At 51.9% G+C, this 26838-nt stretch carries 25 protein-coding genes and 1 rRNA gene; 14 read left to right on the forward strand and 12 right to left on the reverse strand.

Going from position 1 to position 26838, the window contains the following annotated elements:
• Positions 1-39 precede the first annotated feature (39 nt).
• A 5S ribosomal RNA gene (gene rrf / locus DAQ1742_RS01490) occupies positions 40-155 on the forward strand.
• Positions 156-425: 270 nt separating this feature from the next.
• On the opposite strand, the gene DAQ1742_RS01495 is transcribed toward rrf, so the two are convergent.
• Positions 426-1232: a DeoR family transcriptional regulator gene (locus DAQ1742_RS01495; RefSeq protein ID WP_035339342.1), complete on the reverse strand. Its 807-nt coding sequence runs from the start codon at positions 1230-1232 to the stop codon at positions 426-428.
• A gap of 273 nt (positions 1233-1505) precedes the next feature.
• On the opposite strand from DAQ1742_RS01495, the gene kbaZ reads away from it, so the two are divergent.
• The 11 genes from kbaZ to DAQ1742_RS01550 all read left to right on the forward strand — a co-directional run bounded on the left by kbaZ (position 1506) and on the right by DAQ1742_RS01550 (position 12167).
• Positions 1506-2801, forward strand: a complete 1296-nt coding sequence (gene kbaZ / locus DAQ1742_RS01500) for a tagatose-bisphosphate aldolase subunit KbaZ (RefSeq protein WP_035339344.1) — start codon at positions 1506-1508, stop codon at positions 2799-2801.
• Positions 2802-2813: 12 nt separating this feature from the next.
• Positions 2814-4025: an SIS domain-containing protein gene (locus DAQ1742_RS01505; RefSeq protein ID WP_051123985.1), complete on the forward strand. Its 1212-nt coding sequence runs from the start codon at positions 2814-2816 to the stop codon at positions 4023-4025.
• Between the two features lie 103 nt (positions 4026-4128).
• Positions 4129-4569, forward strand: a complete 441-nt coding sequence (gene agaF / locus DAQ1742_RS01510; protein WP_035339346.1) for a PTS galactosamine/N-acetylgalactosamine transporter subunit IIA — start codon at positions 4129-4131, stop codon at positions 4567-4569.
• Positions 4569-5774, forward strand: coding sequence for an N-acetylglucosamine-6-phosphate deacetylase (gene nagA / locus DAQ1742_RS01515; protein WP_035339348.1), 1206 nt, complete (start codon positions 4569-4571; stop codon positions 5772-5774). Before agaF ends, nagA begins: the two co-directional genes overlap by 1 nt.
• Positions 5765-6619 carry a tagatose bisphosphate family class II aldolase gene (locus DAQ1742_RS01520; protein WP_035339350.1) on the forward strand — a complete coding sequence of 285 codons (855 nt, stop codon included), beginning with the start codon at positions 5765-5767 and terminating at the stop codon, positions 6617-6619. The genes nagA and DAQ1742_RS01520 overlap by 10 nt, the downstream gene beginning before the upstream one ends.
• 49 nt (positions 6620-6668) lie before the next feature.
• Positions 6669-7139, forward strand: a complete 471-nt coding sequence (gene agaV, locus DAQ1742_RS01525) for a PTS N-acetylgalactosamine transporter subunit IIB (RefSeq protein ID WP_035339351.1) — start codon at positions 6669-6671, stop codon at positions 7137-7139.
• A gap of 9 nt (positions 7140-7148) precedes the next feature.
• A complete protein-coding gene (gene agaW / locus DAQ1742_RS01530) occupies positions 7149-7928 on the forward strand; it encodes a PTS N-acetylgalactosamine transporter subunit IIC (RefSeq protein ID WP_035339353.1) in 780 nt (259 codons plus the stop codon).
• A 1-nt stretch (position 7929) separates the two neighbouring features.
• The gene (locus tag DAQ1742_RS01535; protein ID WP_035339355.1) at positions 7930-8769 is read left to right on the forward strand and encodes a PTS system mannose/fructose/sorbose family transporter subunit IID; all 840 of its coding nucleotides are present in this window, start codon (positions 7930-7932) and stop codon (positions 8767-8769) included.
• 20 nt (positions 8770-8789) lie between these two features.
• Positions 8790-9518 carry a sugar isomerase domain-containing protein gene (locus DAQ1742_RS01540; RefSeq protein ID WP_035339357.1) on the forward strand — a complete coding sequence of 243 codons (729 nt, stop codon included), beginning with the start codon at positions 8790-8792 and terminating at the stop codon, positions 9516-9518.
• A gap of 13 nt (positions 9519-9531) precedes the next feature.
• Positions 9532-10263, forward strand: a complete 732-nt coding sequence (locus DAQ1742_RS01545) for a sugar isomerase domain-containing protein (RefSeq protein ID WP_035339359.1) — start codon at positions 9532-9534, stop codon at positions 10261-10263.
• 431 nt (positions 10264-10694) lie between these two features.
• Positions 10695-12167 (forward strand): hypothetical protein, encoded by a 1473-nt coding sequence (locus DAQ1742_RS01550; protein WP_197731764.1) that lies wholly within the window; start codon positions 10695-10697, stop codon positions 12165-12167.
• A 128-nt stretch (positions 12168-12295) separates the two neighbouring features.
• Here the strand turns inward: DAQ1742_RS01550 and DAQ1742_RS01555 are convergent, their stop codons facing one another.
• From DAQ1742_RS01555 to DAQ1742_RS01580, 6 genes are all read right to left on the reverse strand, one after another.
• On the reverse strand, positions 12296-13057 hold the full coding sequence (locus DAQ1742_RS01555; RefSeq protein ID WP_035339363.1) for an amino acid ABC transporter ATP-binding protein: 762 nt from the start codon (positions 13055-13057) through the stop codon (positions 12296-12298).
• Between the two features lie 8 nt (positions 13058-13065).
• On the reverse strand, positions 13066-14160 hold the full coding sequence (locus DAQ1742_RS01560) for an amino acid ABC transporter permease (protein WP_180706214.1): 1095 nt from the start codon (positions 14158-14160) through the stop codon (positions 13066-13068).
• Between the two features lie 8 nt (positions 14161-14168).
• Positions 14169-15347: an amino acid ABC transporter permease gene (locus DAQ1742_RS01565; protein WP_035339365.1), complete on the reverse strand. Its 1179-nt coding sequence runs from the start codon at positions 15345-15347 to the stop codon at positions 14169-14171.
• A 72-nt stretch (positions 15348-15419) separates the two neighbouring features.
• Positions 15420-16445: an amino acid ABC transporter substrate-binding protein gene (locus tag DAQ1742_RS01570; protein WP_035345656.1), complete on the reverse strand. Its 1026-nt coding sequence runs from the start codon at positions 16443-16445 to the stop codon at positions 15420-15422.
• A gap of 452 nt (positions 16446-16897) precedes the next feature.
• Positions 16898-17563, reverse strand: coding sequence for an amino acid ABC transporter permease (locus tag DAQ1742_RS01575; protein WP_035339367.1), 666 nt, complete (start codon positions 17561-17563; stop codon positions 16898-16900).
• Between the two features lie 41 nt (positions 17564-17604).
• Entirely contained in the window at positions 17605-18375 is a 771-nt protein-coding gene (locus DAQ1742_RS01580; RefSeq protein WP_035339370.1) for an amino acid ABC transporter substrate-binding protein, read from the reverse strand.
• Between the two features lie 318 nt (positions 18376-18693).
• Between DAQ1742_RS01580 and DAQ1742_RS20675 the strand changes: the two genes are divergently transcribed.
• Both DAQ1742_RS20675 and DAQ1742_RS01590 read left to right on the forward strand, forming a co-directional pair.
• Complete coding sequence (locus DAQ1742_RS20675; protein WP_035339372.1) at positions 18694-20166, forward strand: ABC transporter ATP-binding protein; 1473 nt, start codon at positions 18694-18696, stop codon at positions 20164-20166.
• Complete coding sequence (locus DAQ1742_RS01590; protein WP_180706215.1) at positions 20159-22288, forward strand: DUF4915 domain-containing protein; 2130 nt, start codon at positions 20159-20161, stop codon at positions 22286-22288. The genes DAQ1742_RS20675 and DAQ1742_RS01590 overlap by 8 nt, the downstream gene beginning before the upstream one ends.
• 163 nt (positions 22289-22451) lie before the next feature.
• Here the strand turns inward: DAQ1742_RS01590 and fis are convergent, their stop codons facing one another.
• From fis to DAQ1742_RS01615, 5 genes are all read right to left on the reverse strand, one after another.
• A complete protein-coding gene (gene fis / locus DAQ1742_RS01595; RefSeq protein ID WP_012883002.1) occupies positions 22452-22748 on the reverse strand; it encodes a DNA-binding transcriptional regulator Fis in 297 nt (98 codons plus the stop codon).
• A 23-nt stretch (positions 22749-22771) separates the two neighbouring features.
• Positions 22772-23737 carry a tRNA dihydrouridine synthase DusB gene (gene dusB, locus DAQ1742_RS01600; protein WP_035339378.1) on the reverse strand — a complete coding sequence of 322 codons (966 nt, stop codon included), beginning with the start codon at positions 23735-23737 and terminating at the stop codon, positions 22772-22774.
• Between the two features lie 325 nt (positions 23738-24062).
• On the reverse strand, positions 24063-24950 hold the full coding sequence (prmA, locus tag DAQ1742_RS01605) for a 50S ribosomal protein L11 methyltransferase (protein WP_035339380.1): 888 nt from the start codon (positions 24948-24950) through the stop codon (positions 24063-24065).
• 22 nt (positions 24951-24972) lie between these two features.
• Positions 24973-26424 carry a sodium/pantothenate symporter gene (gene panF / locus DAQ1742_RS01610; protein ID WP_035339382.1) on the reverse strand — a complete coding sequence of 484 codons (1452 nt, stop codon included), beginning with the start codon at positions 26422-26424 and terminating at the stop codon, positions 24973-24975.
• Complete coding sequence (locus tag DAQ1742_RS01615) at positions 26414-26656, reverse strand: YhdT family protein (protein WP_035339384.1); 243 nt, start codon at positions 26654-26656, stop codon at positions 26414-26416. Before DAQ1742_RS01615 ends, panF begins: the two co-directional genes overlap by 11 nt.
• Positions 26657-26838 lie beyond the last annotated feature (182 nt).

Here is a 26838-nt window from a genome sequence, read left to right on the forward strand (position 1 = left end):
GCGAAAGCGGAGCATGACGGCCGGAATGAAACGAATTTGCCTGGCGGCGACAGCGCGGTGGTCCCACCTGACCCCATGCCGAACTCAGAAGTGAAACGCCGTAGCGCCGATGGTAGTGTGGGGTCTCCCCATGCGAGAGTAGGGAACTGCCAGGCATCAAACAGAGCGAAGGGCCCGGTCGAAAGACCGGGCCTTTTGTTTTTTGTGTGGTTTTTTTGGGGTAAACAGGGTTGGCCTTGCTGGCCAGAACGGCTCTTGCCCCGCATCTGGGCCTGAACCGCCATGTGTTTTGCTAAAGCCGGTTTTGGTGTTTTGCTTCAGACCGGCTTTGGAACTACCCTATCAGAGACGTGGTTAATTCGTCATGCAGGCTACCCGGCATTGCTTTTGCTGGTGTGTTTGCGTCGGGCTGAATGCCAATTGCCTTATTCAGCGTCAGCTGGAACCAATAAAACCTCAATACCCGCATGTCTCAAACCATTCAGAATATCTGTCGGTAAAGCATCATCGGTTATCAGGGTGTGAATGCGTGGAGTTTCAACGATTCTGTGCAGACTGAGTCGGCAGAATTTACTGGAGTCGGTAACGACCACGATTTTTTCTGCAACCTGACACATGCAACGATTAAGTCGCGCTTCATCCTCATGGTGGGTGCTGATCCCCCGCTCAAGGTCAATACCATCCACACCGAGAAATAGCATGTCAAAATGGTAGTTTTGCAGGGCTTGTTCCGCTTGTGCGCCATAAAACGAGAGCGATTTACGGCGCAGGTGCCCACCTGTCATCAGTAATTCGACTCCTTCAGCGTCCAACAATGCATTGGCGACATTCATGCCGTTGGTCATCACCAAAATATCCTGATGAGCCTGTAGATGCCGTGCCACCTCGAGTGTTGTTGTCCCTGAATCAAGAATGACGCGGCACCCTGGGTAAATAAGTGTTGCTGCCAGCGCCCCTATTCGCTGTTTGACCGGTGTGTTGAGCACACTTTTATCAGCAATGGTGCGCTCGGGTACGGTTTGGCTGGGTTCGCACAACAGCGCACCGCCATAAGCACGTACCGCCACGCCCTGTTTTTCCAGAAACGCCAGATCATTACGAATGGTAACGGTAGACACCTGATAATGACTGGCTAACTCATTGACCTGCACACTGCCATTCGTGCGCAGTTGCTGCATGATTTTCTCCCGCCGCTCGCTGGTGCCGAGCACATTTTTTTCAGTTATTTGCATAATCCCTTCTGCCAACATGCTGTGATAAATAGACTACTTTCATTATTTTCTCTTTCATATTAATACCCACCGGTTACCTCAAATCAAGCTTTCACTCAGTTAAATAATGGGGCCATTTTTTGTTAAACGTCGCCATTATTCTTTCATTTCCTTTCTTTTTGTGATCGTGTTCATGATGTGAACACTGCCGTGTTTCCCTTCAGAGGGGAAGCGTATATGGTTTTGAAAGGAATCGAAACCATTTCGATGAATAAAAGACACAAAGGAAGCGAAATGAAATTAATGAAGTCATTAATCGAAAGGCATAAACAGGGCGAATCCATAGGGATATACGCTGTCTGTTCTGCTCATCCCTTGGTGCTGGAAGCCGCTTTCCGACTTGCCGCACAAAGGAATGAGCTGTTGCTGGTCGAGGCGACGTCTAATCAGGTAGACCAATTCGGTGGTTATACCGGCATGACTCCGGCTGATTTTCGTGACCGTCTTTATCAACTCGCTGCGGAGTGTCACTTCCCTGTTCATCGTCTTATTTTGGGTGGCGATCACCTCGGTCCCAACCGCTGGCAGGGAGAGCCGGCTGAATTGGCTATGGCTCATGCCGAAGAGTTAATCGCCAGTTATGTTCGTGCCGGGTTCAAAAAGATTCATCTTGATTGCAGCATGTCTTGCCAGGGTGATCCGTTACCTCTGACAGATGAGTGGGTTGCAGAGCGTGCCGCACGCCTGGCGCGCGTTGCCGAACAGACCTGTCAGGCTGAGTTTGGATGTTGCGATCTGCTGTATGTGATTGGCACAGAAGTGCCCGTACCTGGTGGGGCGCATGAAGCGCTGGCAGAGGTGGCTGTGACGACACCACAGGCGGCACACCACACTCTTGAAGCCCACCGGCAGGCGTTCATTCACGCCGGGCTAGACGCTATCTGGCCACGGGTGATTGCTTTGGTGGTACAACCGGGCGTCGAGTTTGATCACACTCATGTCGTTGATTATCAGCCCGAGAAAGCAGCCCGGCTGAGCGCTGCGCTTGATGAGTATCCGCACATGGTATTCGAGGCGCATTCTACCGATTATCAAACGCCACAAGCCTATCGTCAGCTGGTTTGCGACCATTTCGCCATTCTCAAGGTTGGCCCGGCGCTGACATTTGCACTGCGTGAAGCGTTATTCGCGCTTGCGGCGATTGAAGAGGAGTTGGTGGTCGCCAGGTCGTGTTCAGGCCTGCGTCAGGTCATGGAAGAGGCCATGCTAGATCGCCCCGAATTTTGGCGTAGCCATTATCAGGGCAGCGCCAATTCATGCCGCCTGGCGCGCGGCTATAGCTATTCAGACCGCATTCGCTACTACTGGCCTGACGCTCGGGCAGAGGCGTGCTATGCCAGGCTGCTAAACAATTTGGCCGCGGCACCTATCCCTTTGCCGCTGCTTAGCCAGCACTTGCCCTTGCAGTATCACAAGGTGCGCCAGGGCAGGCTATCGGCTACCTCTCATGACCTCATTCTCGATCAGGTACAGGAAGTGTTACGGCACTATGCCTGTGCCTGTTCGCCGCAACTTGACCCTGTAGTGTAAGGAGCTGTAGACATGATCCTTGGTTATTCAGTCGAGGCATTACGTACTGCCAATGGCCTTGCGACAGCCCGTGAAATTTACCAGCAACCGGCTGCCTGGTGCGAAACGCTGACGATGGTGGCGGAGCATCGCAAGACGCTGGATCGCTTCCTTGCGCCGTTGCTGTCTTATGGCAATCTGCGCGTGATCCTGACCGGTGCGGGGACATCGGCTTTTGCCGGGCGGGCGCTGGCTCCCTATCTGGCCGCCGCCCTGAATGCGCGTGTTGAGGCGATAGCGACTACCGATATTGTCACCGACCCGGCAGAGTATCTGGCTCAGGACTGCCCTACGTTGCTCATCTCGTTCGCCCGTTCCGGCAATAGCCCGGAAAGTGTGGCTGCCGTTGAGCTTGCCAGCCAACTGCTTAGCCACTGCTACCATCTTGTGCTGACCTGCAACGGCGAGGGCAAGCTCTATCAGCGTTGCCTGCAAGAGCCGCATTCGCTGGCGCTGTTGATGCCAGCCCAAACCCATGACCGCAGTTTTGCCATGACCAGTAGCCTGACCAGCATGATGCTGAGTTGTCTGGCGGTCTTTCTGCCGCAGCGGTTTAGCCAGCAACGTTGTGCACAATTGGCGGTAGCTGGTGAGGCTATCTTGCAACAAGCGGTTCAGTGCGTACCGCGCTGGAATGGCCCAATGGCCCAGCGGGTTATCTATCTTGGCAGCGGTAGTCTGCAAGGCATTGCACAGGAAGCGGCCTTAAAACTGCTGGAGCTGACCGCAGGGCGCGTGGTGGCGATGTTTGATTCGCCAACCGGGTTTCGCCACGGCCCCAAGTCTGTGGTGAACGAACAGACGCTGATTGTGTTGTTTATCTCCAATGATCCCTACACCCGTCAATATGACCTGGATTTGCTGCGCGAGTTACGCACTGACGCACAGGCTGCTCGCGTAGTGGCGATAGCCGACAGGCACGATAGCCGCATCGAGGAAGGTGAGCACCTCTACCTGCCCGAAACCCTGCAAGGGGACGATGCCCAACTGGCATTTTGTTACCTGCTGTACGCCCAGTTCTATGCCTTCCACACCGCCTTAAGCCTGGGAATTGGCCCTGATAATCCGTGCCCTGGCGGGCACGTTAACCGGGTGGTGCAAGGGGTGAAAATTTACCCGCATGAACGCCACAATGATGAGGCAATGCGCAGGAAGCAGGCCGAAGGGAAATTGCTATCAATTTGAATGTATTGAGTATTTACCCTCTCAATGGGTTGGGTTTTCTCCAGGTAGCCTGTTGTTAACCCTGTGGAGTTGTGTTGAGTCCTTTAGAAAAGGAGTGCATTACATGCTGGGCATCATCATCAGTGGTCATGGCGCGTTTGCCAGTGGAATGGCAAAAGCGGTGGAGCAGGTTTTGGGTGAGCAGCCCAATGTCGCGGTGATTGATTTTCCTGAATCATCGACCACCAGCACGTTAACGCTGCAATTTGAAGCAGCGCTTGCTGCGCTGGAGCAAGGGGACGGTGTGGTATTCCTCACGGATTTACTGGGCGGAACCCCCTTTCGTGTGGCTTCGCTGTTAGCGATGGCGGCACCCAAACGTGAAGTGATAACCGGGATCAATCTTCAGCTATTACTGGAGATGCTGTTAGAACGTGATGCGTTGAGTGCCAGTGAGTTTCGCGTCCAGGCGCTGGCATGCGGACACCGTGGATTGACCTCTCTGGCGGATGAAATACGCAAAGAAAGCCAGTCACAGGCGTGTCTGGCGGAGGAGGGGATTTGATGGTTGCTCAAATCCGTGCCCGCCGCCTGCTGACTGAGCAAGGATGGCTGGAGCACCAACAGCTTACCTTTGTCGATGGGATTATCACCGCGATTGATCCCATCAGGGATGGCAGCCCGGCGCGAGATGTTGATTTGCTGGTGCCTGCGCTGATCGATGGGCATGTGCATGGCGCGGTCGGTGTCGATGTGATGGATAACACGCGTGATGCGCTCAGGACGTTATCGCTGGCTAAAGCGGCTGAAGGTGTCGGCGCATTTCTGGCGACAACGGTTACCGCTCCTTTAGATCAGATAGAACACACCCTCAGCAGAGTTGCGGATGGGGTGCAAGCCGGTATGCCGGGGGCGCAACTGCTTGGCAGTTATCTGGAAGGCCCCTACTTCACGCCGGAAAATAAAGGGGCTCATGATCCTGCACTGTTTCGTGAACTGAATATTGCCGAGCTGGACAGGTTACAACGGTGCGCACGGGGCACTCTGAGAGTCGTTGCGCTGGCCCCGGAAAAACCACATGCCCTTGAGGCGATTCGTCATCTGAGCGCCACTGGCGTTCGGGTCATGTTGGGGCATTCCGCCGCCGATCATGACACGACCAGGGAGGCATTGTCAGCGGGCGCGACAGGCCTGGTGCACTGTTTTAATGGTATGCGTGGCCTACACCATCGTGAGCCGGGCATGGTGGGGGCCGGCCTGATGCATCCATTTGCCTGGCTGGAGCTGATTGCCGATGGTCATCATGTGCATCCCAGTGTTCTTCGGCTCTGCCACTGTTGTGCCCACGATCGCCTGTTGCTCATCACCGATGCGATGCGTGCCGCCGGTATGCCGGATGGGCACTATCTGCTGGGCAATTACCGCGTGGAGATGAAAGAAGGGGTTGTACGTACCGAGGCCGGTGGGCTGGCGGGCAGTACCCTTAACCTGCTCGGTGCGGTGCGCAACATGGTTCATCTGGCGGGTGTGACGCTTGCCGATGCCATTCATATGGCCTCGCTGGCACCGGCTCGTATGCTCGGTATTGCCGACCGGCTGGGATCGCTGGCGGTTGGCAAGCAGGCTAACGTGCTCGCGCTGAGTGTCGATCTGCATCAGCAACATATTTGGGTTGCGGGGCAGGCTATCGACCCTGCCTGCTTTTCTGCTGTTTTTTCCAGAGCTTGCGTCAACAGCGACAATGGCGCACAGGAGTCACTATGTATCTGATCTCTTCCCATGAAATGCTCAAAGATGCCAGGCGTCGTGGTTACGCTATTCCTGCCTTCAATATTCATAATCTGGAAACCGTACAGGTAGTCGCGCGCACTGCGGCGCGTCTGTGTTCACCGGTTATTCTCGCCGGTACACCAGGCACCTATCGTCATGCGGGCGTCGAATACCTCATCTCGATTTGTCAGGCGGCGGCGCAGGAACACCGTATTCCGCTGGTACTGCATCTGGATCACCACGAGGACGAGCAGGATATTCGCCACAAAATCGAAGCGGGCATTCATTCCGCCATGATTGATGCTTCCCACTTTCCCTTTGAAGAGAACATCGAGAAAGTGCAGCGCGTTGTTAGCTTTTGCCACCGTATGGGAGCCAGTGTTGAAGCGGAACTCGGCCAGCTTGGCGGCCAGGAAGACGATCTGATGGTGGATGCCGCCCAGGCAAACTTTACCGATCCGCTCAAGGCGGCCGAGTTTGTGCGCCGTACCGGCATTGATTCGCTGGCTGTGGCGATTGGTACGGCGCATGGGTTGTATAAAGCGCAACCGCGTCTTGATTTTGCGCGTCTGGCTGAGATTCGCACGCAGGTGGATATTCCTCTGGTGCTGCATGGCGCGTCCGGCGTGGCTGAGGCTGACGTGCGGCGTTGTATCGGCCTTGGGGTTTGCAAAGTCAATGTGGCAACCGAACTGAAAATAGCCTTTGCCGATGCCATGAAAGCCTTTCTCAGCCGCCACCCTGATGCCAGCGATCCACGCCAATATCTGGTACCGGCAATGACGGCAATGGAAGACGTGGTGGAGGCGAAAATTCGTATGTGTATGAGTGATAACAAATTATAAAAATATTCATGAATAAAAATATCAAAAATATAAAGCAAGGAATTTAACGATGCCGAATATTGTCTATACCCGAATTGATGAGCGAGGATTACATGGTCAGGTTGCCGTAGGCCATGGGCCGCACTCTGGATGTAATCTGATTCTTTTTGCTAATGACGCTGTTGCACAAGACCCGGCACAGCAGGCATTAGCAAAAATGTCAGCCGGTGAATTTGATACGCGCTTTTTTAGCCTGCAAAAAACGATAGATATTATTCATAAAGCAGCCGACCACCAGAAAATATTTATCCTGGTTCGCACCCCACAAGACGCATTAACGCTGGTGAAAGGCGGTGTGCCGATTAAAAAAATAAATATTGGGAACATGCACTACAAGGAAGGAAAAGAGCAAATTCATGCGACGGTTTCGTTAGATGAACGTGACAAAAATGCATTCAGGGAATTGGTTAGTCTGGGGGTGTCCTGCACGATTCAGCGTAACCCATCAGATATACCAATAAATATTGAACAATACTTATAAGGCATAGGTATGGATATTTTGACGGTGTTATTTATTGCTTTATGGGTCGGTCTTGCCGGGCTGGATTATTATGGCTCTGGATTCATGATAGGCAGGCCTATCGTGACAGGAACCGTCGTCGGTTTAATCATGGGAGATATCAAGTCAGGCCTGGAAATTGGTGCAACATTAGAATTGGCCTGGCTTGGTCTCATGCCATTAGCAGGTGCCCAGCCACCGAATGTCACCATTGGTGCCGCGTTAGGGGTGGTTTTTGGTATTCAGTCAGGCTTATCTCCCAGCGCGGTTGTTGGGGTCGCTATTCCATTTGCTATCTTGATGCAGCAGTTAACCGTTATTCAATTTACCGCCTTTGCCACATTAATGTCGAAGGTCGATAAAATGGCGGGTGCATGTGATGTAAAAGGCATTGAGCGCGTTAATTATCTGGGGATGTCGGCCTATTTTTTCACCTTTTTTATCTGCGCATTTATTCCTGCATGGTTTGGCGATGTTGTTGCAAAGGCGATTGTAGAACAGGTGCCAAAAGTTATTATCGACGGGTTAAGTATAGCCGGTGCCATGATGCCTGCGCTCGGCTTTGCCATGCTATTAAAAATGATGTTGAAAGAGAAAAAATATATTCCTTTTTTCATTATAGGTTTTGTCTGTGCCACGTTCTTAAAACTGCCAATTATTGCTATTGCACTGCTTGGAACCTCGGTGGCGATTATTGATTATTTCAATCATACCGAACGTAAAAGTAGTATCACGCCGTCTGATGATAAACAAATGGATGAGGGCATCTGATATGTCACAACATACTTCCGAAATTATTAATGATGACGAGTATCTTGATAAGGATGCCGGTGCCGAACTGGATAAAAAGATCATGAGGCAGTCCTGGCTACGTATGCTATGGGTTCAGGCATCGTTTAATTATCAGCGTATGCAGTCATCCGGTTTTCTTTATGCTATGTTGCCTGCATTACAGCGCATTCATAAGAATAAGCGGGATCTTTCTTTATCCTTAAAGTTACATAATGAATTTTTTAATACATCGCCGTGGCTGGTTTCTTTCATGCAAGGCGTTATTCTGGCAATGGAAAAAGGCAAGCAGCCGATAGAAACCATTCGCTCTTTCAAAGTGGCGGCAATGGGGCCACTCGGCGGGATTGGTGATGCGATGTGTCAATTGACCATATTGCCGATTACCGCCTCAATTGCCGCAGCGTTAGCGCTGGATAATGTCTATATCGCGCCCATTATTTTCTTATTGCTGTTTAATTTGATCAGATTTTCAATTTATATTCCTCTTTTTAATTATGGGTATAAGTTAGGGTTAAATGCACTTGGTACGTTAAAGCAGCAAAGCGAAGCGTTTAGCCGCGGTGCTACCATACTTGGATTGACGGTTGTCGGCGCGTTGACGGCATCATTTGTCAGAGTCAGGCTGGGTGCTGAAATTCATCTTGGCGATACATTGATCAATATTCAAGATGGGATTTTAGACAAGATTATGCCAAATATTCTTCCCCTCATTATTGTTATTGGTTGCTACAAATTAATTATGCGTGGGTTGTCACCAGTGAAAACAATGCTCGGAATGATTATTGGTTCTGTGTTTTTTCATTATTTCGGTATTCTTTAAGAAATCAATGAGGGGGACGTGTGATTAAATATATTGATGAGTGCAAACGCATCATTGAAAACGTGATGGCAAGTGAAGGGCATAATATTGAGCACGCAGCAAAGCTGATGACCCGCACCATTGAGCGGGATGGTGTGATTCATGTTTCTGGCGGACATTGTCATATCTATGCGATGGAGACGTTCTATCGGGCCGGTGGTTTAGTACCAATAAATCCCTTGTTGCCGCATCTGTTTGCGACGGCACCGAGAACGCAGGCGTATTCTGACCATATTTATGAGGTCGAGGGAATAGGTACTACGGTCTTTGAAGATCAACAGACTTCAGCGAATGACTGTATTATTTTGGCATCCATAGCAGGACGTACCATACCGACAATTGATATTGCACTGGCCGCTAAAAAGCGAGGTATTCCCATTATTGCATTGCAGTCAATGGCATTCAGTAAATGCACAACCCCTAAGCACTCGTCGGGATTTTTTCTGAATGACGTGGCTGACGTCACGGTGGATCTGCATATTCCCTATGGCGATGCCATTATTGAGCTGGATGGATTATCTGAAAAATGTTGCCCGGTTTCATCTGTGATTGGTTTTTCTATTATTCAGGCGCTGGTCACACAGACGGTGTGCAATTTGGCTGAGGCAGGTTTAACTCCGCCAGTTTGGGTCAGTTCAAATCTGGATAAAGGTGATGCAATAAACAAGACACATATTTCATCGATGAAAGGCCGCGTCAGTTGCCTGTAATTGGGGAGGGGACATGTACAAAAAATATTTGACAGAGTTGCTGCAACATATTGATGCGGTAAAATCGCAGCAAGAGCGCATGGTCATCTGTGCACAGGCAATGGCTAATGCCATCATCAATGATGGGATGATTCATGTGACTGGCTGTGGTCATTCACAGATGTTTGCTCATGAAATGTATTTTCGTGCCGGTGGTTTGGTACAGGTAAATGCTATTTTACCACCCGTTTTAGCCCTATCGCCCTATGCGCCGATGAGCACGTTTGCTGAACGTCAACACGGGTTGGCCGCAATAGCGCTTGATGCCGAAAAACAATTACGACCAGGCGATATTCTTATTGTCGTGTCAACATCAGGCCGTAACCCTGTTCCGGTTGAATTTGCAATAGAAGGGAAAAAACGTGGCTTGATTGTCATTGGCCTAACGTCACTGGCATTTACCCGATCTGTCACATCCCGGCATCAGAGTGGTAAAAAACTCGAAGATGTTTGTGATTATGTGCTTGATATGGGCGGAATGCCTGGTGATGCGATTATTCCTGTTCCTCACCATGACTTTTCAACCGGCTCAATCTCCTCGGTTATTGGCTTTACCATACTCAATAGCCTGGTATGTGAATGTGTTAAACATATCAGCATGCTCGATAAACAACCGCTATTGTGGCGCTCGGTTAATGCGAAACAGGCGATGGAATTTAATAAAGAGAGTTTAAATAAATATAAAAACAGAGTGACCTGTATGTAGCGAACTGATGATATTGCCTGGTGATATCGGGCAATATCCATTTCTTGTCACGCGAGGAGACAGTAATGAAAATAAGCATAAGATTAATTGGTTGTGGTGTGGTTTATTTTAGCTGTATGCCTTTTCAATATTTACAAGCGGCGGTTACTGCCACACATACATCACCTGCTGCTGTTTTTTTAACGAATGATTCACCCGGGTTTTCTTTTATCGATGAAACGGGTAAATATTTCTATCATGATACACTGTCTCAGTATAATAAATATAACCCTAATAATGCCGATCATGCATGGCGGTTTTTCAGCGCGGATAATTACCAGGATGCCAGTAATAAAATAAAAGATAAATTAGATGACTATAATAAGGTGAAAGCGATTTATGATCAGGCGACTGTGCAAAATACCGTACCATTGTGTGTGAATACGCCGCTAATGAAACGCATTAAACCGCGCGGCACGGATTATGATTACATCAATTACTGTGGCTTAATGGATGTCTGGGTTGACCCGGATAGCGGTGACTGGTACGGCTTGCTGCACGATGAAATTTTCGGCGTAAACCCACGCTATGATGCGATTGAACTGGTTAAATCGACCGATAAAGGACAGAACTGGGCGGTCACCGACGTTATTCAAACTTCTCAGTACGGCATGAAGGATTCACGAGAGAGTGCACTTGGGCAGACCTATAATTACGGCGGCGGTGACCCCAGGTTATTTGTGGATTATGCTTCGGGTTACTTCTATCTGTTTTATACCAGCCGAACCATGAACCTTTCCGGCTGGAGCGGGTTTAGCTCTTTTATGCAGGCGCATGTGATGCGGGCTCCGATTGCAGATAAAATGGCACCGCGTAGCTGGCGAAAATACCATAATGGGGTGTGGGAAGAATTTATTTCTGATGACTATGCATTAGGTAACGCTGGGCCCGCCAGTAATATCGTACCTGTTGAGATATCCAAAAAGGGATATTTTTCCCCTGAATATAACCCCAAAACAATGAGTGGTACGGCATCTGAATTAGCTGCGCAAGGGAAACTCATTAATTCTCCACTGCGGGTTATTAATGTTTCATGGAACAGTTATTTAAAGAAATACATTGGCACGCCTGAACCGTCATCCGGCCCGAAAAATGAAGGGAAAAGTGCGCTGGACATTTATGCCACAGACAGTCTCTCAAGCCAGAAATGGGAGAAATTACTGACGCTAAATAACTATGTGACCCGTTCCTGGTATCGCTTTATGTTAGACCCACAGGTGCAGACGCTGTCTAATTTTATCGTTGGAAAAACCTTCAGGACGTTTTGTTATATTGAGTGCCAGAAATATGGTGGCGAATATATTGATGTGACGCTGACCGGCACCCCTGCGCGGCAGGCTGCGGCGCTAGCGGCAGCAACGTTGCAAAATAAAAATGGGGAGCGCTTGTCGGCAGACGCTAACTTCAATCTCACGGTTATTCATGACCGCAATCAGCATCCGGCGAATTTACGCTGGGAATGGATAGATAAGCAGGACGGTTATCTGCGCATCGCCGCCTATCCGACAGGCCAGCGTGAGCAAAAACGCTTTCTGGGTGTGATGGCATCAGCCGATATTCATGCGATGAGAAAATGGGGCGCAGAGGTGGGGTTATTGCCCGACCCCTGTAAGCCGGATGCGACGGCCACGGCTTGCCTGAGTTCACAATGGGTAAAAGTAGAGACGCTGACGACGCGTGATGACGGCAGTGAGAGCCGCGATGGTAGCTACCGTCTGGTTAATCGCTTTAGCGGCCTGGTGCTGAATGTCGATGGTAGTCAGGCATTGAATCAGCAGGTTACGCTCTCCCCCTTCCGCTCCTGGGATTGCACGGATGCAGCGTGTAAGGATAGAAATAAAGCCTCGTCACAAATTTTGCGTTAATAGATCTGCGTGACGGTGCCTGGGCCGCCCGTATGGTGGTTCAGCCAGGCGATAGGTGGTGCAGTCAGACGATAAGAAAAGCCCGCCTGATGGCGGGCGTAAACATAGAGCAGATTCACGCAGCGGAATTAATGCAGAATCTGCGCCAGAAACGTTTGCGTACGTTCTGAGCGCGGTGTGGTGAAGAAGATATCCGGTGGAGCCTGTTCGACTATCTCTCCTTGATCCATAAAGATAACCCGGTTGGCGACCGTGCGGGCAAAGCCCATTTCGTGCGTGACGCACAGCATGGTCATGCCATCTTCCGCCAGCCCCAGCATGGTATCGAGCACTTCTTTGACCATTTCCGGGTCAAGCGCGGAGGTGGGTTCATCAAACAGCATGATCTTCGGCTTCATGCACAGGGAACGGGCGATGGCGACACGCTGCTGTTGGCCACCGGAAAGCTGACCGGGGTATTTATGGGCATGGGCGGCGATGCGCACACGCTCGAGATAGTGCATCGCCAGCGCTTCGGCCTCTTTTTTCGGCATACTGCGTACCCAGCACGGAGCGAGCGTGCAGTTTTGCAGCACGGTCAGGTGCGGGAACAGGTTGAAATGCTGGAATACCATGCCCACTTCGGTTCTGATTTTTTCGATGTTGCGGCTATCGTGGTTAAGCTCGATGCCATCAACGGTAATACGGCCTTGTTGATGCTCTTCCAGGTGGTTGATGCAACGGATGGTGGTCGATTTACCCGAGCCGGACGGCCCGCACAACACGATGCGCTCCCCCTGTTTGACTTGCAGGTTGATGTCTTTCAGTACATGGAACTGCCCATACCACTTATTCACATTTTCCAGCGTGATCATGTAGTCGGAAGGCGATGTTAATGTGTCCTGGTTCATGGATAACCTCAATGGGACTTATGTCCAGTATCAAAACGTTTTTCTAAATGCTGGCTATAGCGCGACATGCTAAAGCAGAAGATCCAGTAGAGCATGGCGGCAAACACATAACCTTCGGTGGACATGCCAAGCCAGGCCGGGTCAACAGTCGCCTGCTGGATACTGCTAAACAGGTCGAACAGGCCGATGATGATGACCAGACTGGTGTCTTTGAACAGCGCAATGATGGTGTTGACCAGACCGGGGATCACCATCTTCAGCGCCTGCGGCAGAATTACCAGCCCCTGCATGCGCCAGTACCCCAATGCCAGTGATTGCGCCGCTTCATATTGCCCTTTGGGCAGTGCCTGCAAGCCGCCGCGCACCACTTCCGCCACATAGGCTGACTGGAACAGAATCACCCCAACCAGCGCCCGCAGCAGTTTGTCGATATTGGTGCCTTCGGTCAGGAACAGCGGCAGCATCACGGAGGACATGAACAGCACGGTAATCAGCGGCACGCCGCGCCAGAACTCGATAAAAATCACGCACAGTGCACGCAGCACCGGCATGTTGGAGCGGCGTCCCAGCGCCAGCAGAATGCCCAGCGGCAGCGCTCCGGCAATACCGATGGCGGCGATGATGATGGTGAGCGTCAGGCCGCCCCACTGACGCGTTTCCACCCGCGTCAGCCCGCCAAATCCGCCGAACAGCAACCACCAGGCGACCAGCGGGTAGACCACGCACCAGACGGCAATATAGCGACCCCGGTGCGGCATGTTGCGCCAGAACATCGGTAGGATACTGAGCAGTGCCAGTACCAGCGCAAAATTGATGCGCCAGAGTTCTTCGCGCGGGTACAACCCGTACATGAACTGATCAAAACGGGCATGAATAAACACCCAGCACGCGCCATCGCTGGTGCAGTCGGCCCGGCTGTTGCCGACCCAACTGGCTTTAAGGATGGCCCAGTTGAGCAACGGCGGGATGAGTGTCCACAGCAGCCACAAACAGGCCAGTGTCAGCAGGCTGTTGGTGATGCTGGAAAACAGGTTTTTCCTCGCCCAGGCGATGGCGCTGCTGATGCGTGCCGGATGGGATGGTGTATGTGTCATCATGGTCATCCTGTTCCTTAGCGCTCAATTAACGCGATTTTCCGGTTATAGATGTTCATCAGTAACGAGATAAGCAGGCTGATAATCAAATAAACCGACATGGTAATCGCAATGGTTTCAATGGCCTGACCGGTCTGGTTGAGCACCGTACCGGCAAACAGTGACACCATATCGGGATAACCGATAGCGGCGGCCAGCGATGAGTTTTTCACCACGTTCAGGTACTGGCTGGTCAGCGGTGGAATAATCACCCGCAGCGCCTGTGGCAAAATTACTTTGCGTAATGTCACCGGCTTTGGCAGCCCCAGCGATAAAGCGGCTTCATGTTGCCCATGGGATACGGATTGGATCCCTGAGCGAATGATTTCGGCGATAAACGACGAGGTATACACCGATAAGGCCAACGCCAGCGCGGCCAGCTCAGGGATGAGTACCAAACCGCCATTAAAGTTAAACCCTTTCAGTACCGGAAAGTCCCAGTGCAAGGCCTGACCAAAAATCAGGTGAGACAGCCCCAGCAGAACCACCAGCATTGCCAGCGGAATGGGCCAGTAACGCCGTTGCTGCCCGGTAAGCTCATGGTAGCGTTTGTTGCGACGATACAACGCGGCAGCACAGCCAAGAGAAGCTATCAGCACGAGGAAAGACGGCAGCACGCCTGGGCCGAACTCAGCCGCCGGAATGTACAGGCCACGGTTACTGAGAAAAAAGGTATCGAAGGCGTTCACGGCCTGACGCGGGCCAGGCAGGTTACGTAATACCGCGAAATACCAAAAGAAGATTTGCAATAACGGCGGGATATTACGAAACGTTTCGATATAAATGGTGGATAGTTTACGCAGCAGCCAGTTATCAGACAGACGGGCCAGCCCGACGATAAACCCCAGCAGTGATGCACAGATAATACAAATCACCGAAACCAGCAGCGTATTGAGCAGGCCGATGACAAAAACCCGGGCATAGGTATCGCCCTGATCATAATTAATCAGGTGCTGGACGATACCAAAACCGGCGCTGTTATTTAAAAAGGCAAAACCTGATGTAATTCCGCGCTGCGAAAGATTGGTGACGGTATTGTGCAGCAGATACGCAGCGGCCACCACCACGATGACGACAGCAAGAATTTGATACAACCAGGCGCGCACCGCTGGATTAGTCAGTGATAAATCACCTTTCACGGTTGGGCGTTGCAGCATGTCGGAGCCTCAGTAACGGATAAAGCAAGGGCACGTCTGGTTGCCAGTACGTGCCCGGTTTTGCATCAGGAATTAACGAACGGCAGGGGCGTACTGAATGCCGCCTTTGTTCCACAGTTCGTTCAGGCCGCGTTTGATTTTCAGCTCGCTGCCCTGACCTACGTTACGCTCGAACACTTCGCCGTAGTTACCGACCTGTTTAACGATTTTATACGCCCAGTCAGCCGGTACTTTCAGGTCTTTACCGAAGTTGCCCTCTTTGCCCAGCAGGTGCGCCATATCCGGGGTGGTCGGTTTAGCGGCCATCTGGTCAACGTTCTGAGAGGTCACACCCATTTCTTCTGCGTTCAGCATGGCGAACAGCGTCCAGCGCACGATGGCGAACCAGTCTTCATCGCCACGGCGCACGACCGGCCCCAGCGGTTCTTTGGAAATCACTTCCGGCAGCACCACAAAATCAGCCGGTTTACCCAGTTTGATACGCAGGGCATACAGCTGGGACTGGTCGGAAGCCAGCGTGTCACAGCGGCCGGAATCCAGTGCTTTGGCGCTTTCATCAGAACGGTCAAATGTCACCGGGGTGTACTTCATGTTGTGGGTTTTAAAGTAGTCAGCCACGTTCAGCTCGGTATCGGTACCGGCCTGGATACAAACGGTTGCGCCGTCGAGCTCGGTCGCACTTTTCAGCCCGGCTTTGTTATGCGTCAGGAAGCCGATGCCGTCATAGTAAGTCACGCCGGTAAAGGCGAGGCCCATACCGCCATCACGGGAGGACGTCCAGGTCGTGTTACGGGAAAGAATATCCACTTCGCCGGATTGCAGTGCGGTAAAACGCTCTTTTGCCGTCAGCGGGGTGTATTTCACTTTGCTGGCATCGCCAAATACGGCAGCCGCGACGCCACGGCAGACGTCAACGTCAATACCGGAATATTTGCCGTTGGCATCAGCATACGAGAAACCAGGGAGCCCATCGCTGATACCACACTGTACAAACCCTTTCTTCTGAATGGCATCCAGGGTTGCGCCTGCGTGTGCCTGATTGATGAAGGCAAACAGTGAAGCGCTGGCAACCAGCGTAGACATAATCACTTTTTTCATAATCATCGTATGTGCCTAATAATTGTAATGTGCTGTTGTGTTTGGCGCAGTCATGCTACGCCTGCTCTGTCTGTCGGTGTTGTGCTAGACACAACATCCCGTCTCTGAGATTAAGCAAAAGTAATGCCAATTTGTGATTATGCCCGCCGAAAGAGAAAACTAAATCGTATCAGTCCCTGTTGGTGATAAATGCAGGGTATGGCGGGATAAAGCGAAGGCATGAATTGCACCAAAATGGCGGGGTTGTTATTTCCTTGAACTCATTTGGTGCAATGAATGCAAAAGAGAGGTATTAACAGGTGGGTGTTGCCTCAGCGAGAGCAGTAACACTCGGTCAGCGCGTCTTTTTTAGTGCAGAACCGGTGCGAGCGAGGTGCAAACGGAAGGCAACCCGACGCAACCGGGCTGCCCTTTGATGTGTCTGCGTAAACAAATGCCGTATCCGGCGGTAATTAATGCACGGTATGGCGCTGGTAATAGGTTTCCAGCCGGGTTTGCAGCTTGCTCAGTATGGTACTGAACATCAGGTAGATGAGCGCAGCTTCAACATAGAGGATCAATGGCTCATAAGTAACCGACACAATACGCTGTGCGGCCAGAAACATCTCGGGCACGGTAATAACGGCGGCCAGCGAGGTATCCTTGACCAGAGAGATAAAGGTGTTGGCCAGCGGCGGCAGTGACACGAATACCGACTGCGGCACAATCACCCAACGAATGGCCTGCGCACCGCTCATGCCCAGTGAGTAAGCGGCATTCCACTGACCTTTGGCAACAGACAGAATCGCGCCACGCACGATTTCTGAACTGTAAGCACCGACATTCAGGCTAAACCCTATCAGCGCCGCCGGAAAGGCATCGAGCGTGATGCCTGCGCCAGGCAAGCCATAGAAAATCAGAAATAGCTGTACCAGTAGCGGTGTGCCGCGAATGATCCACACATAAAAATCGCACAGCTTTTTCAACGGTTTCGGGCCATACAAGCGCAGCAACGCCACGACGACGCCGAGCATCAAACCCAAAATGAAGGAAAGAATAGCGAGGGGAACGGTGAAGGTTAGCCCAGCAGAAAGCAGACTCCAAAAGGAGTCTGCCATGAGTTGTAGCCATGAAGGCATCTACGATCACTCCGATAGCGATGCATGCGCAGGACAATGCATTATTTGGAAACGTCTTGTCCGAAGTATCGCACAGAAATGGTCTGATAGGTGCCGTCAGCTTTGATTTGATCTAACGCTTTGTTCAGCGCCTCAACCAGTTGCGGCTGGTTTTTGCGCAGTAAAATCGCTGAGGGATCGCCGCTTTCAGCGGTAGCGACCACTTTGACGTTGGCATCCGGTTTATGCTTTTTGAAATCCAGGAATGACAGGTTATCGTTCAGCGTTGCCTCAGCGCGGCCGCTCAACACCAGTTCCAGCGACTGGTTAAAGCCATCGGTCGGCACGATGTCTGCGCCGTAGCTGGTGGCCAGTTTTGAATAGTTGCTGGTCAGGCTCTGGGCGGATTTATGCCCTTTGAGATCGGCGAAGGATTTGATGTTGGTGTTATCACCCCGCACAATCAGCACCGATTTTGAGTCGATATACGGTTTGGAGAAGTCATACTTTGCCTGGCGCTCTTTGGTGACTCCAACCTGGTTGATGACAGCGTCATAGCGCTTGGCATCCACACCGGCAATCAGCCCATCCCAGCGGCCTTCGATGAACTCCGCTTTCACGCCCAGTTTTTCTGCCACCGCGCGGCCGACATCCACATCAAAACCCACCAGCTTGCCGGAGGCATCATGATAGGTGTAAGGCGCATATGTCCCTTCGGTGCCGAATTTGATAACGCCTGCGGTTTTGATGGCGCTCAAATCATCCTGTGCGTAGGCCAGAACGCTGGTGCTCAGTAAGGCGCTGGTGAGTAATGCTAAACGGAATGCTTTCATCATCGTTCCTGCCAAGTGTGGTTAGGGTTTTTATCAGTCAGAAATGCTGCGAATTTACGTGATGTCGTGATGTTTGCCAAGCACGTAAAAGATATGGCTTATACCTGAGTTGAATATAGTGAAGTGCTGGCGGTTTGACTAACAAGAGATGACACTGTCGTTTCACCCTGTAGGGGGTTTTGCTATGCTCGCACTCCAATCATAGCGTGCCACTGTCAGTGCATGGCTTAATGGAGATAAAGATGCGTGCTGAATTTTTGTTTCTGAACTATAGCCATCACCCAGTTGTTTCAGAAATAGCGTTCAAGGAGTCCGTCAATGTCCTCCGATGTTACCATCAAGGTCGACAATCTCAGTAAATGTTACAATGTTTATTCACAGCCTGTAGATAGACTTAAACAGTTCCTCTTTCCCCGCGTAGGGAGAATGGTGAATCGGAGCACTAAGCAGTATTTTAGTGAGTTTTGGGCGTTGAAGAATGTCTCTTTCGAAATAATGCAGGGTGAGACGATTGGGATCGTTGGACGTAATGGTGGAGGTAAGTCGACCCTGCTGCAAATGATCTGTGGCACGCTGACGCCAACACAAGGTTCTATCATGACGAACGGTCGCATTGCCGCGTTGCTGGAACTGGGGTCTGGTTTTAACCCTGAATATACCGGTCGGGATAATGTGTATCTTAACGGTTCGTTGCTAGGGCTAAGCCGTGATGAAATTGAACAACGGTTTGATGACATAGTGGCATTTGCCGACATCGGCGATTTTATCGATCAACCGGTGAAAACGTATTCAAGCGGCATGGTTGTTCGCCTTGCATTCTCTGTGTCAGTGAATGTTGAGCCGCAAATTTTGGTTGTTGATGAAGCTTTGGCGGTTGGTGATGAGTTGTTTCAGCGCAAATGTTTTTCACGCATTGCAGAGCTTAAGGCGAAAGGAACAACGATCCTGTTTGTTTCCCATTCCGCTGGCGCAGTGGTGGAATTGTGCGACAGAGCATTGCTGCTGGATGCCGGTGAATTATTATGGCAAGGTAAACCACGGGTCGCCGTGATTAATTACCAAAAGCTGCTCTATGCACCAGCGGACAAGCGAGCGCAGATTCGAGAGCAGATCAAGCAAATGGTGCAGTCGTATCAGGACATGCCGCCATCCGCTGATGCTGGCGGATCGGCTGAATCAATATCGGTGACACAAGACCCTGCGGCGGTAAGTGATGTCACTGCACCAGTAGAATATACCTCAGACAGTCTCAATGATTGTGAAACGGATGTTGAATTAGCGTCGCGTTCTTCACCAATGCAAGAGTCATTCGATCCTCACCTGGTGTCTAACCAGACGATGGAGTACGCCTCAAGAGGGGCATATGTTAAAGAACCTGTTATTCGCACATTTGACGGCGAGCGGGTTAACAACCTGATACGGCGCAGGCGTTATCAATATACTTATCAGGTTCATTTTACCCACACAGTTGCTCAGGTTCGCTTTGGTATGGTCATTCGCACTATCTCAGGCTTACCGTTGGGAGGGGCAATGTCTTCGCAACAGTCAGATACGATCCCGGTAGTGGTTCAAGGCACAACTATTACCGTGACGTTTGATTTTGATTGCCTCTTAAACCCCGGCACCTATTTCATGAATGCAGGTGTGTTCGGACGAATGCATGATGAGGAAGAGACGGTTCTGCATCGTTTGGTGGACGCTGCGGTATTTCGGGTGATGCCCGTAGAGAACAATCTTGCAACCGGGATGATTGATTTCGGCTACGTGGCAAAGGTAAAAGTCCATGAATAATCTTTTCTCTAATATTCTGGTGTCCTGTCCTAATGGCGGAGGACTGTTTTTGCTAGATCAGGGTAGCTATTACAAATTGGATGCTACCAATACAACCGGTATTTTTTTCACCAATGGCGTGTTATTACGCGCGATACAACCCGCCTCGTTGGCTTTCTGTGGCCAACAAGCTATTGAGGTTGATAAATCAATAGTTTTTGATGACGTCCATGATGTGATGGCTATTCATCAGCATTATTACCTGGTCGGCACGACTAATAATGAAGTGATTAAATTCTCGCCGGACGGTACCGAGTTGCAGCGCTGGGTTTTCCCCGGTGAAAATGATGCGATGCATTTGAACTGCCTTGGCACATGGGGAGAGCGGATCGTATTTTCAGCTTTTGGCGATTTTCATCACACGCGAGAATATAAAGGCCAGAGCGTTGGCGCCGGATTTGTGCAGGATCTCTATACCGGCGAGCGGCTTATTGAAGGATTGTCTCAGCCGCATAGTCTGCTGCAAATGGGCGATAACCTCCTTGTCGCCAGCTCTGAAGATAGGGAAATTCGTGAGTACTCACCATCGGGTGAACTGGTTCGCTCGTACCGTTTTGATGGATATCCTCGCGGCATTGGCATTCTAAATGGCGTGATTTACGTAGGGTTAAGTCGCTCGCGCAATATTGACGATCAGGGTGTAAGCAGCGCCAGACTTGTTGCCTTAGATAGCCATTCTTTTCATGAGCTTGGTGCGATGGATTTGCCTGTCAGAGAGATTTATTCCGTTGTTACGATTGAAGACTCCATGCAATTAGTGGGTGCCATAGCAGCCACTGCGTCAAGAACATCTTTTGTATACGAACAGCGGCTTATCGGGCTTGAGCAACAGCAAGCGCAATGGACGACAGACATAAAGAGTGCACTTGGTGAACGCTGCCTGCCTGATGACCCAACCGGGATCAATAGCGTAAAACAGGCGATGCATATTCAGGCTGAGACTATCGCTAATTTGCAGGGTACCGTGGCCTCGACAGAAGCACACCGTGATACGCTGGCGCAGCAACTGGCCTCGACAGAAGCACACCGTGATACGCTGGCGCAGCAACTGGCCTCGACAGAAGCACACCGTGATACGCTGGTGCAGCAACTGACCTCGACAGAAGCACACCGTGATACGCTGGCGCAGCAACTGGCCTCGACAGAAGCACACCGTGATACGCTGGCGCAGCAACTGGCCTCGACAGAAGCACACCGTGATACGCTGGTGCAGCAACTGACCTCGACAGAAGCACACCGTGATACGCTGGCGCAGCAACTGGCCTCGACAGAAGCACACCGTGATACGCTGGCGCAGCAACAGGCCTCGACAGAAGCACATCGTGATACGCTGGCGCAGCAACTGACCTCGACAGCAGCACACCGTGATACGCTGGCGCAGCAACTGACCTCGACAGAAGCACACCGTGATACGCTGGTGCAGCAACTGACCTCGACAGCAGCACACCGTGATACGCTGGTGCAGCAACTGGCCTCCAAAGAAGTGCAACTGGAGTCACTGATAAACGATGTGAAGGCGCTCGCGAGCTCTAAAGATGAGATAATACGCCAGCATAAGCAGGTTGTATCATCATTAGAGCAACATATTGCGTCCCGTGAGTGCACCCTGAACGTCATGGGAGAAGAGATAGCAAGCCTGAAAAAACAATTGGCGGCGAAAGAGCACCAATTTATGTTGATGGGCGAGAATGTCGCCTTGTTAACCAGTCAGTTGTCATCCAGTGAGCAGGCTGTAAATGAGCTCAGTGACGAGATTCGGCGGCAGAGCACCGTTTTGCATGAACAAGAGCGGCGATTTCAGTTCGTGGTTAATTCTTACTCCTGGCAACTGACAAAACCGCTACGTTTTTTAGCCAGATTCCTCAGGGGGGACTGGCAGGCTATTGCCGAGTCACAGCATTATCTCGCTATTCGGCATGTCGTATTGTTACCTCGAAATGTCGTGCGCGCTGGCTGCTATGGCGTTAAGCATTACGGATCATTTTTCCGTTGTTTGCGTGCGGCTTTCGCTGTGTGGCGGCGCGAAGGGATTAAGGGATTACGTGAGCGTTGCCGTCAGTTGAACCAGCTTAATGGACGCTGAACGGTTTGCCAGTTGGAAAAAGCCGTGATCGCCCCGTGCCGCATTCAATCAAGATGATGAGGGATGGGATAATCAAATGGTCAGGGGTTTATAATAATTGAAGAAGAAAAAGGCGCTACCCCTAAAGGGAGCGCCTTTTTTTCAAAGAACCAGCAATCGACTATCAGTTCATGCCGTATTTTTTCAGTTTCTTACGCAGCGTACCGCGGTTGATACCCATCATCAGGGCAGCGCGGGTTTGGTTACCGCGGGTGTACTGCATCACCATGTCCAACAGCGGCTGTTCTACTTCAGCCAGTACCAGCTCATAGAGGTCATTCACGTCCTGACCATTCAGTTGAGCGAAATAGTTCTTCAGTGCCTGTTTAACCGAGTCGCGCAGGGGTTTTTGGGTTACCTGAGCCTGAGAGTTTACAGTGGAAACGGTCAGTACGTCAGAATTCACGCGTTGTTCGAACATAGTTCTGTCAGCTCTTTTTCTGTTTACGCAAGATTTTCAAAATATGCCTCCAACGCCTCCAGCTGTGCGCTGGCGTCCTCTATGGCGTTGAATGTGCGCCTAAACTGGTCGTTTGGGGCGTGCGCCTGGAGATACCAGGACACGTGTTTACGTGCGATACGAAATCCCTTGCCTTGACCGTAAAAGTCGTGCAGTTCCCGTATGTGCCCTATCAACAAGCGCTTGACCTCTGCCAGTGGCAGGGGTGGCAGCAACTCCCCTGTGTCCAGATAATGCTGGATTTCCCGAAAGATCCAGGGTCTTCCCTGAGCGGCACGTCCTATCATCAGGGCATCAGCCCCGGTGTAATCAAGAACCGCTCTGGCTTTGCGCGGGTCAGTAATGTCGCCATTCGCAATAATCGGAATGGCAACGCTCTGCTTAACTGCCCGAATGCTGTCGTATTCCGCTTCACCATTGAACAGACACGCACGCGTGCGTCCATGAATGGTGAGCGCCTGAATGCCACAGCCTTCAGCCAATTTGGCAATCTCAACACAATTACGGTGTTCGGGTGCCCAACCGGTACGGATTTTCAGCGTGACCGGTACATCGACCGCGTTGACCACCGTGGTCAATATCTCTTTGACTAACGCCGGATATTGCAGCAGCGCCGAGCCCGCCATCTTACGGTTGACCTTTTTAGCCGGGCAACCCATGTTGATGTCGATTATCTGCGCGCCATTCTCCGCATTGATCCTGGCGGCAGCCGCCATCTCCTGCGGGTCACAACCGGCAATCTGCACCGCCCGAATACCGGGTTCATCGCTATGTACCATGCGCAGCCGTGACTTATCCGAACGCCACACTTCCGGGTTGGAAGAGAGCATCTCGGAAACCGTCATTCCCGCTCCCATCGCATAGCAGAGGGCCCTGAACGGGCGATCGCTGACGCCTGCCATCGGGGCGGCGATTAAACGATTAGGAAGCTGAAATTGTCCGATGTACATAGACAAAGAGTGACCATACTGTGCCTGCAAGGGCGCGTATATTACGCATTTTTTACGCGATAGGAAAGGCCAAACTTTGAGCAATTGCGCGTGACAGATCAATGAAATGCTGCTTTGTCTTTGAGTGAATTTTATTTTTTCTTTATTTACAATGAGTTAATTTTTTGTTGCCGTTTTTATGAACATTTCGGGGAAACAAAACATCCACCTGAATATGTCGTTTTCGGGGGCAAAACAGTGATAGATGAGGGAATTAGCGGCAATAGACAGCGGAATCTCAAGCCCGCCAGCCGGGTAACGGATGTCCCGGCTGGCGGCTGAAGGGTCAGACGGAGCGGCGTATTCCGGTAATACGGCACCACTCTTCTTTCTCTGCAACAGGGTCAAGCTGGAATAACGCGTCATAGGCTTGTGCCACGCTTTGTGCCTGTGACGCCAGGATCCCCGACAGGCCGAGGTGGCCGCCGACCCTGGGCAACACGCCAATCAGTGGGGCCAGTTCGCGCAGCGGGCCGGCGAGAATGTTGGCGACCACTACATCAGCCGAGAGCTCTGTGGGCTGATCTTTTGGCAGATACAGCTCCAGACGTTCAGAGACACCGTTACGCTGGGCGTTATCGCGGCTGGCCTGAATGGCCTGCGGGTCGATATCGATACCGATAGCGCGGGCCGCACCGAGTTTCAGCGCCGCAATAGCGAGAATGCCGGAACCACAGCCGAAATCGATGATGGTTTTGCCTGCCAGGTCCAGCCCGTCAAGCCATTGCAGGCATAGCGCCGTCGTTGGGTGAGTGCCGGTACCAAACGCCAGTCCGGGGTCGAGCATCACGTTGACCGCGCTCGGGTCTGGCACATCACGCCAGCTCGGGCAAATCCAGAGCCGCTTGCCAAACTGCATTGGGTGGAAATTTTCCATCCACTCCCGCTCCCAGTCCTTGTCTTCGAGTTGCTCGATTCTGTGGCGAAAACCCGCGCCGAGCAGCGGCTCTTGCTCCAGCATGGCGATGACCTCGGCCATGTCGGTTTCGGCATCATACAAACCGATAACGTCGGTATCGCCCCACAAGCGGGTTTCGCCCGGCAGCGGCTCGAACACCGGTGTGTCGTGTGTATCCTGAAACGTCACCGAGACGGCACCGCTTTCAGATAACGCATCACCCAGTTGCTCGGCATGAGCGCCGGATGTGTTGATTTTCAGTTGAATCCACGGCATAGCGGCCTCTGGTCTTAATTTTTTAATGTGATGAAGTGGTGGCAACCGCCGGCACGTTCTGGTGCCCAAACCGGTTGCCGACAATAAACGCCACCAGGCTTAACAGCAGCGATGGCACAATCGGGTGAAACCCGGCCAGTTGAATGCTGAAGCTGGCAAGCAGGGTGTAGCTGATAGCGCCGCCGAACATTGAGCACAGTGCGCCGGTGGCGTTGGCGCGCTCCCAGTACAGGCCCAGCACCAGCGGCCAGAGAAAGACCGCTTCCAGCCCGCCGAATGCCAGCAGGTTCAGCCAGATTATCATCTCGGGTGGCCGCCAGGAGGCCAGCAACACCAGTAAGCCGAGCAGTAGCGTCGTCATGCTGGAGAGACGGCGAATATGGCGCTCATGGTTCATCTTGTGCGGATACACGCTCAGGTAGAGATCTTTGACGATGGTGGCTGACGCCTGCAACAAATGGGCGTTAATGTTCGACATAATCGCCGCGGTTGGTGCAGCCAGGAAAATCCCTGCCGCCAGCGGCGGCAGTACGGTGAGCATCAGCTCCGGCAACACCTGATCGGCAATGGTGAGATTGGGCAGGATGGCGCGACCCAATGCCCCGGCCAGATGCATCCCCAGCATCAGCACACTGATGACGACGGTGCCAATCAGGATGCCGCGATGCAGCGCTTTGCTGTCACGATAGGAAATGCAACGCACGGCGGTATTCGGCAGGCCAATTACGCCAAAGCACACCAGCAGCCAGAATGAAGTCATGAATGGCGCAGAGAGGATCTGGTTTGCGCCGTGCGGATCGACCAGCGCGGGGTTGATCTGCGCCAGTTTGCTCACCGCGGCCGGTAGTCCCCCGGCGGCATAAATCACGCCTGCCAGCAGCAGTACCGTGCCAATCAGCATCACGATGCCTTGCAGCGCATCGTTCAGTACGCTGGCGCGAAAGCCGCCAAAGGCGGTGTAGAGCGCAATGGTGATACCAAAAATCAGCAGGCCGATGCTGTAAGGGACATGGGCGACGGTTTCCAGCAGCCGCGCGCCGCCGATGAACTGCACCGCCATCGCGCCGATAAACGCCACCAGCAGGCTCAGGCTGGCAAACCACACCAGCAGGCGGCTGCCATAACGGGCGTAGAGCATGTCATTGAGGGTAATCGCGTTATAGCGGCGGGCCAGAATGGCGAATTTTTTGCCGAGAATACTCAGTGACAACAGCATGGTCGGCACCTGAATCATCGCCAGCAAGACCCAGCCCAGCCCGTATTTGTAGGCCGCACCGGGGCCGCCGATAAACGAACTGGCGCTGACATAGGTGCCAATCAGCGTCATGGCCAGCACAAACCCGCCCATTGAGCGGCTGCCAAGAAAATATTCATTGAGAAAGCTGCCCTGCTGACGCTTGCGCCAGGCGTACACCGACAGGCCAAATACCAATATCAGGTAGGCTATCAGCGGCAGAATCACATCAGTTTGCATCGTGGCTCTCCAGTGCGATATCGCGGAAGATGACACGCACCATCAGCCAGCACAGGCCGATAAACAACATCGGCAGTGCCAGACAGGCCAGCTCGAACCAGTGAGGCAGGCCCGTTGGGCCAGGAAGGTTGTCCGGCAGATAGGCAAAGAGTATCCAGGCCACCAGATAGGCCAGCGTCAGTATCAGTGACCAACGGGCTTCGCGGTGGGCCTGAGCAAAGCGGTTATCCATGATTTCCCCTTTAATCCGGCAGCGGTTTCTCTCTGTGGGTGGAAAAAGCCGCATGGCTTGACGACATCCCAGCGCACGCAGAGGGATGACACAAAACAGGGGATTTTACGGCATGTCGGCCAATTGCCCAGCGAAAAATCCCTGCTTCGGCTCAGAAAAGCAGCCCTGAAAGGAAAACTGGC

The sequence above is a fragment of the Dickeya aquatica genome (assembly GCF_900095885.1).
GTDB classification, from domain to species: Bacteria; Pseudomonadota; Gammaproteobacteria; order Enterobacterales; family Enterobacteriaceae; genus Dickeya; species Dickeya aquatica.

What these genes read in the sequence shown, in the direction of transcription:
- DAQ1742_RS01495 (WP_035339342.1), bottom strand. Translation starts at nt 1,232, where the DNA reads ATGCAAATAACTGAAAAAAATGTGCTCGGCACCAGCGAGCGGCGGGAG.
- kbaZ (WP_035339344.1), top strand. Translation starts at nt 1,506, where the DNA reads ATGAAATTAATGAAGTCATTAATCGAAAGGCATAAACAGGGCGAATCC.
- DAQ1742_RS01505 (WP_051123985.1), top strand. Translation starts at nt 2,814, where the DNA reads ATGATCCTTGGTTATTCAGTCGAGGCATTACGTACTGCCAATGGCCTT.
- agaF (WP_035339346.1), top strand. Translation starts at nt 4,129, where the DNA reads ATGCTGGGCATCATCATCAGTGGTCATGGCGCGTTTGCCAGTGGAATG.
- nagA (WP_035339348.1), top strand. Translation starts at nt 4,569, where the DNA reads ATGGTTGCTCAAATCCGTGCCCGCCGCCTGCTGACTGAGCAAGGATGG.
- DAQ1742_RS01520 (WP_035339350.1), top strand. Translation starts at nt 5,765, where the DNA reads ATGTATCTGATCTCTTCCCATGAAATGCTCAAAGATGCCAGGCGTCGT.
- agaV (WP_035339351.1), top strand. Translation starts at nt 6,669, where the DNA reads ATGCCGAATATTGTCTATACCCGAATTGATGAGCGAGGATTACATGGT.
- agaW (WP_035339353.1), top strand. Translation starts at nt 7,149, where the DNA reads ATGGATATTTTGACGGTGTTATTTATTGCTTTATGGGTCGGTCTTGCC.
- DAQ1742_RS01535 (WP_035339355.1), top strand. Translation starts at nt 7,930, where the DNA reads ATGTCACAACATACTTCCGAAATTATTAATGATGACGAGTATCTTGAT.
- DAQ1742_RS01545 (WP_035339359.1), top strand. Translation starts at nt 9,532, where the DNA reads ATGTACAAAAAATATTTGACAGAGTTGCTGCAACATATTGATGCGGTA.
- DAQ1742_RS01550 (WP_197731764.1), top strand. Translation starts at nt 10,695, where the DNA reads ATGAAACGCATTAAACCGCGCGGCACGGATTATGATTACATCAATTAC.
- DAQ1742_RS01555 (WP_035339363.1), bottom strand. Translation starts at nt 13,057, where the DNA reads ATGAACCAGGACACATTAACATCGCCTTCCGACTACATGATCACGCTG.
- DAQ1742_RS01560 (WP_180706214.1), bottom strand. Translation starts at nt 14,160, where the DNA reads ATGACCATGATGACACATACACCATCCCATCCGGCACGCATCAGCAGC.
- DAQ1742_RS01565 (WP_035339365.1), bottom strand. Translation starts at nt 15,347, where the DNA reads ATGCTGCAACGCCCAACCGTGAAAGGTGATTTATCACTGACTAATCCA.
- DAQ1742_RS01570 (WP_035345656.1), bottom strand. Translation starts at nt 16,445, where the DNA reads ATGAAAAAAGTGATTATGTCTACGCTGGTTGCCAGCGCTTCACTGTTT.
- DAQ1742_RS01575 (WP_035339367.1), bottom strand. Translation starts at nt 17,563, where the DNA reads ATGCCTTCATGGCTACAACTCATGGCAGACTCCTTTTGGAGTCTGCTT.
- DAQ1742_RS01580 (WP_035339370.1), bottom strand. Translation starts at nt 18,375, where the DNA reads ATGAAAGCATTCCGTTTAGCATTACTCACCAGCGCCTTACTGAGCACC.
- DAQ1742_RS20675 (WP_035339372.1), top strand. Translation starts at nt 18,694, where the DNA reads ATGTCCTCCGATGTTACCATCAAGGTCGACAATCTCAGTAAATGTTAC.
- DAQ1742_RS01590 (WP_180706215.1), top strand. Translation starts at nt 20,159, where the DNA reads ATGAATAATCTTTTCTCTAATATTCTGGTGTCCTGTCCTAATGGCGGA.
- fis (WP_012883002.1), bottom strand. Translation starts at nt 22,748, where the DNA reads ATGTTCGAACAACGCGTGAATTCTGACGTACTGACCGTTTCCACTGTA.
- dusB (WP_035339378.1), bottom strand. Translation starts at nt 23,737, where the DNA reads ATGTACATCGGACAATTTCAGCTTCCTAATCGTTTAATCGCCGCCCCG.
- prmA (WP_035339380.1), bottom strand. Translation starts at nt 24,950, where the DNA reads ATGCCGTGGATTCAACTGAAAATCAACACATCCGGCGCTCATGCCGAG.
- panF (WP_035339382.1), bottom strand. Translation starts at nt 26,424, where the DNA reads ATGCAAACTGATGTGATTCTGCCGCTGATAGCCTACCTGATATTGGTA.
- DAQ1742_RS01615 (WP_035339384.1), bottom strand. Translation starts at nt 26,656, where the DNA reads ATGGATAACCGCTTTGCTCAGGCCCACCGCGAAGCCCGTTGGTCACTG.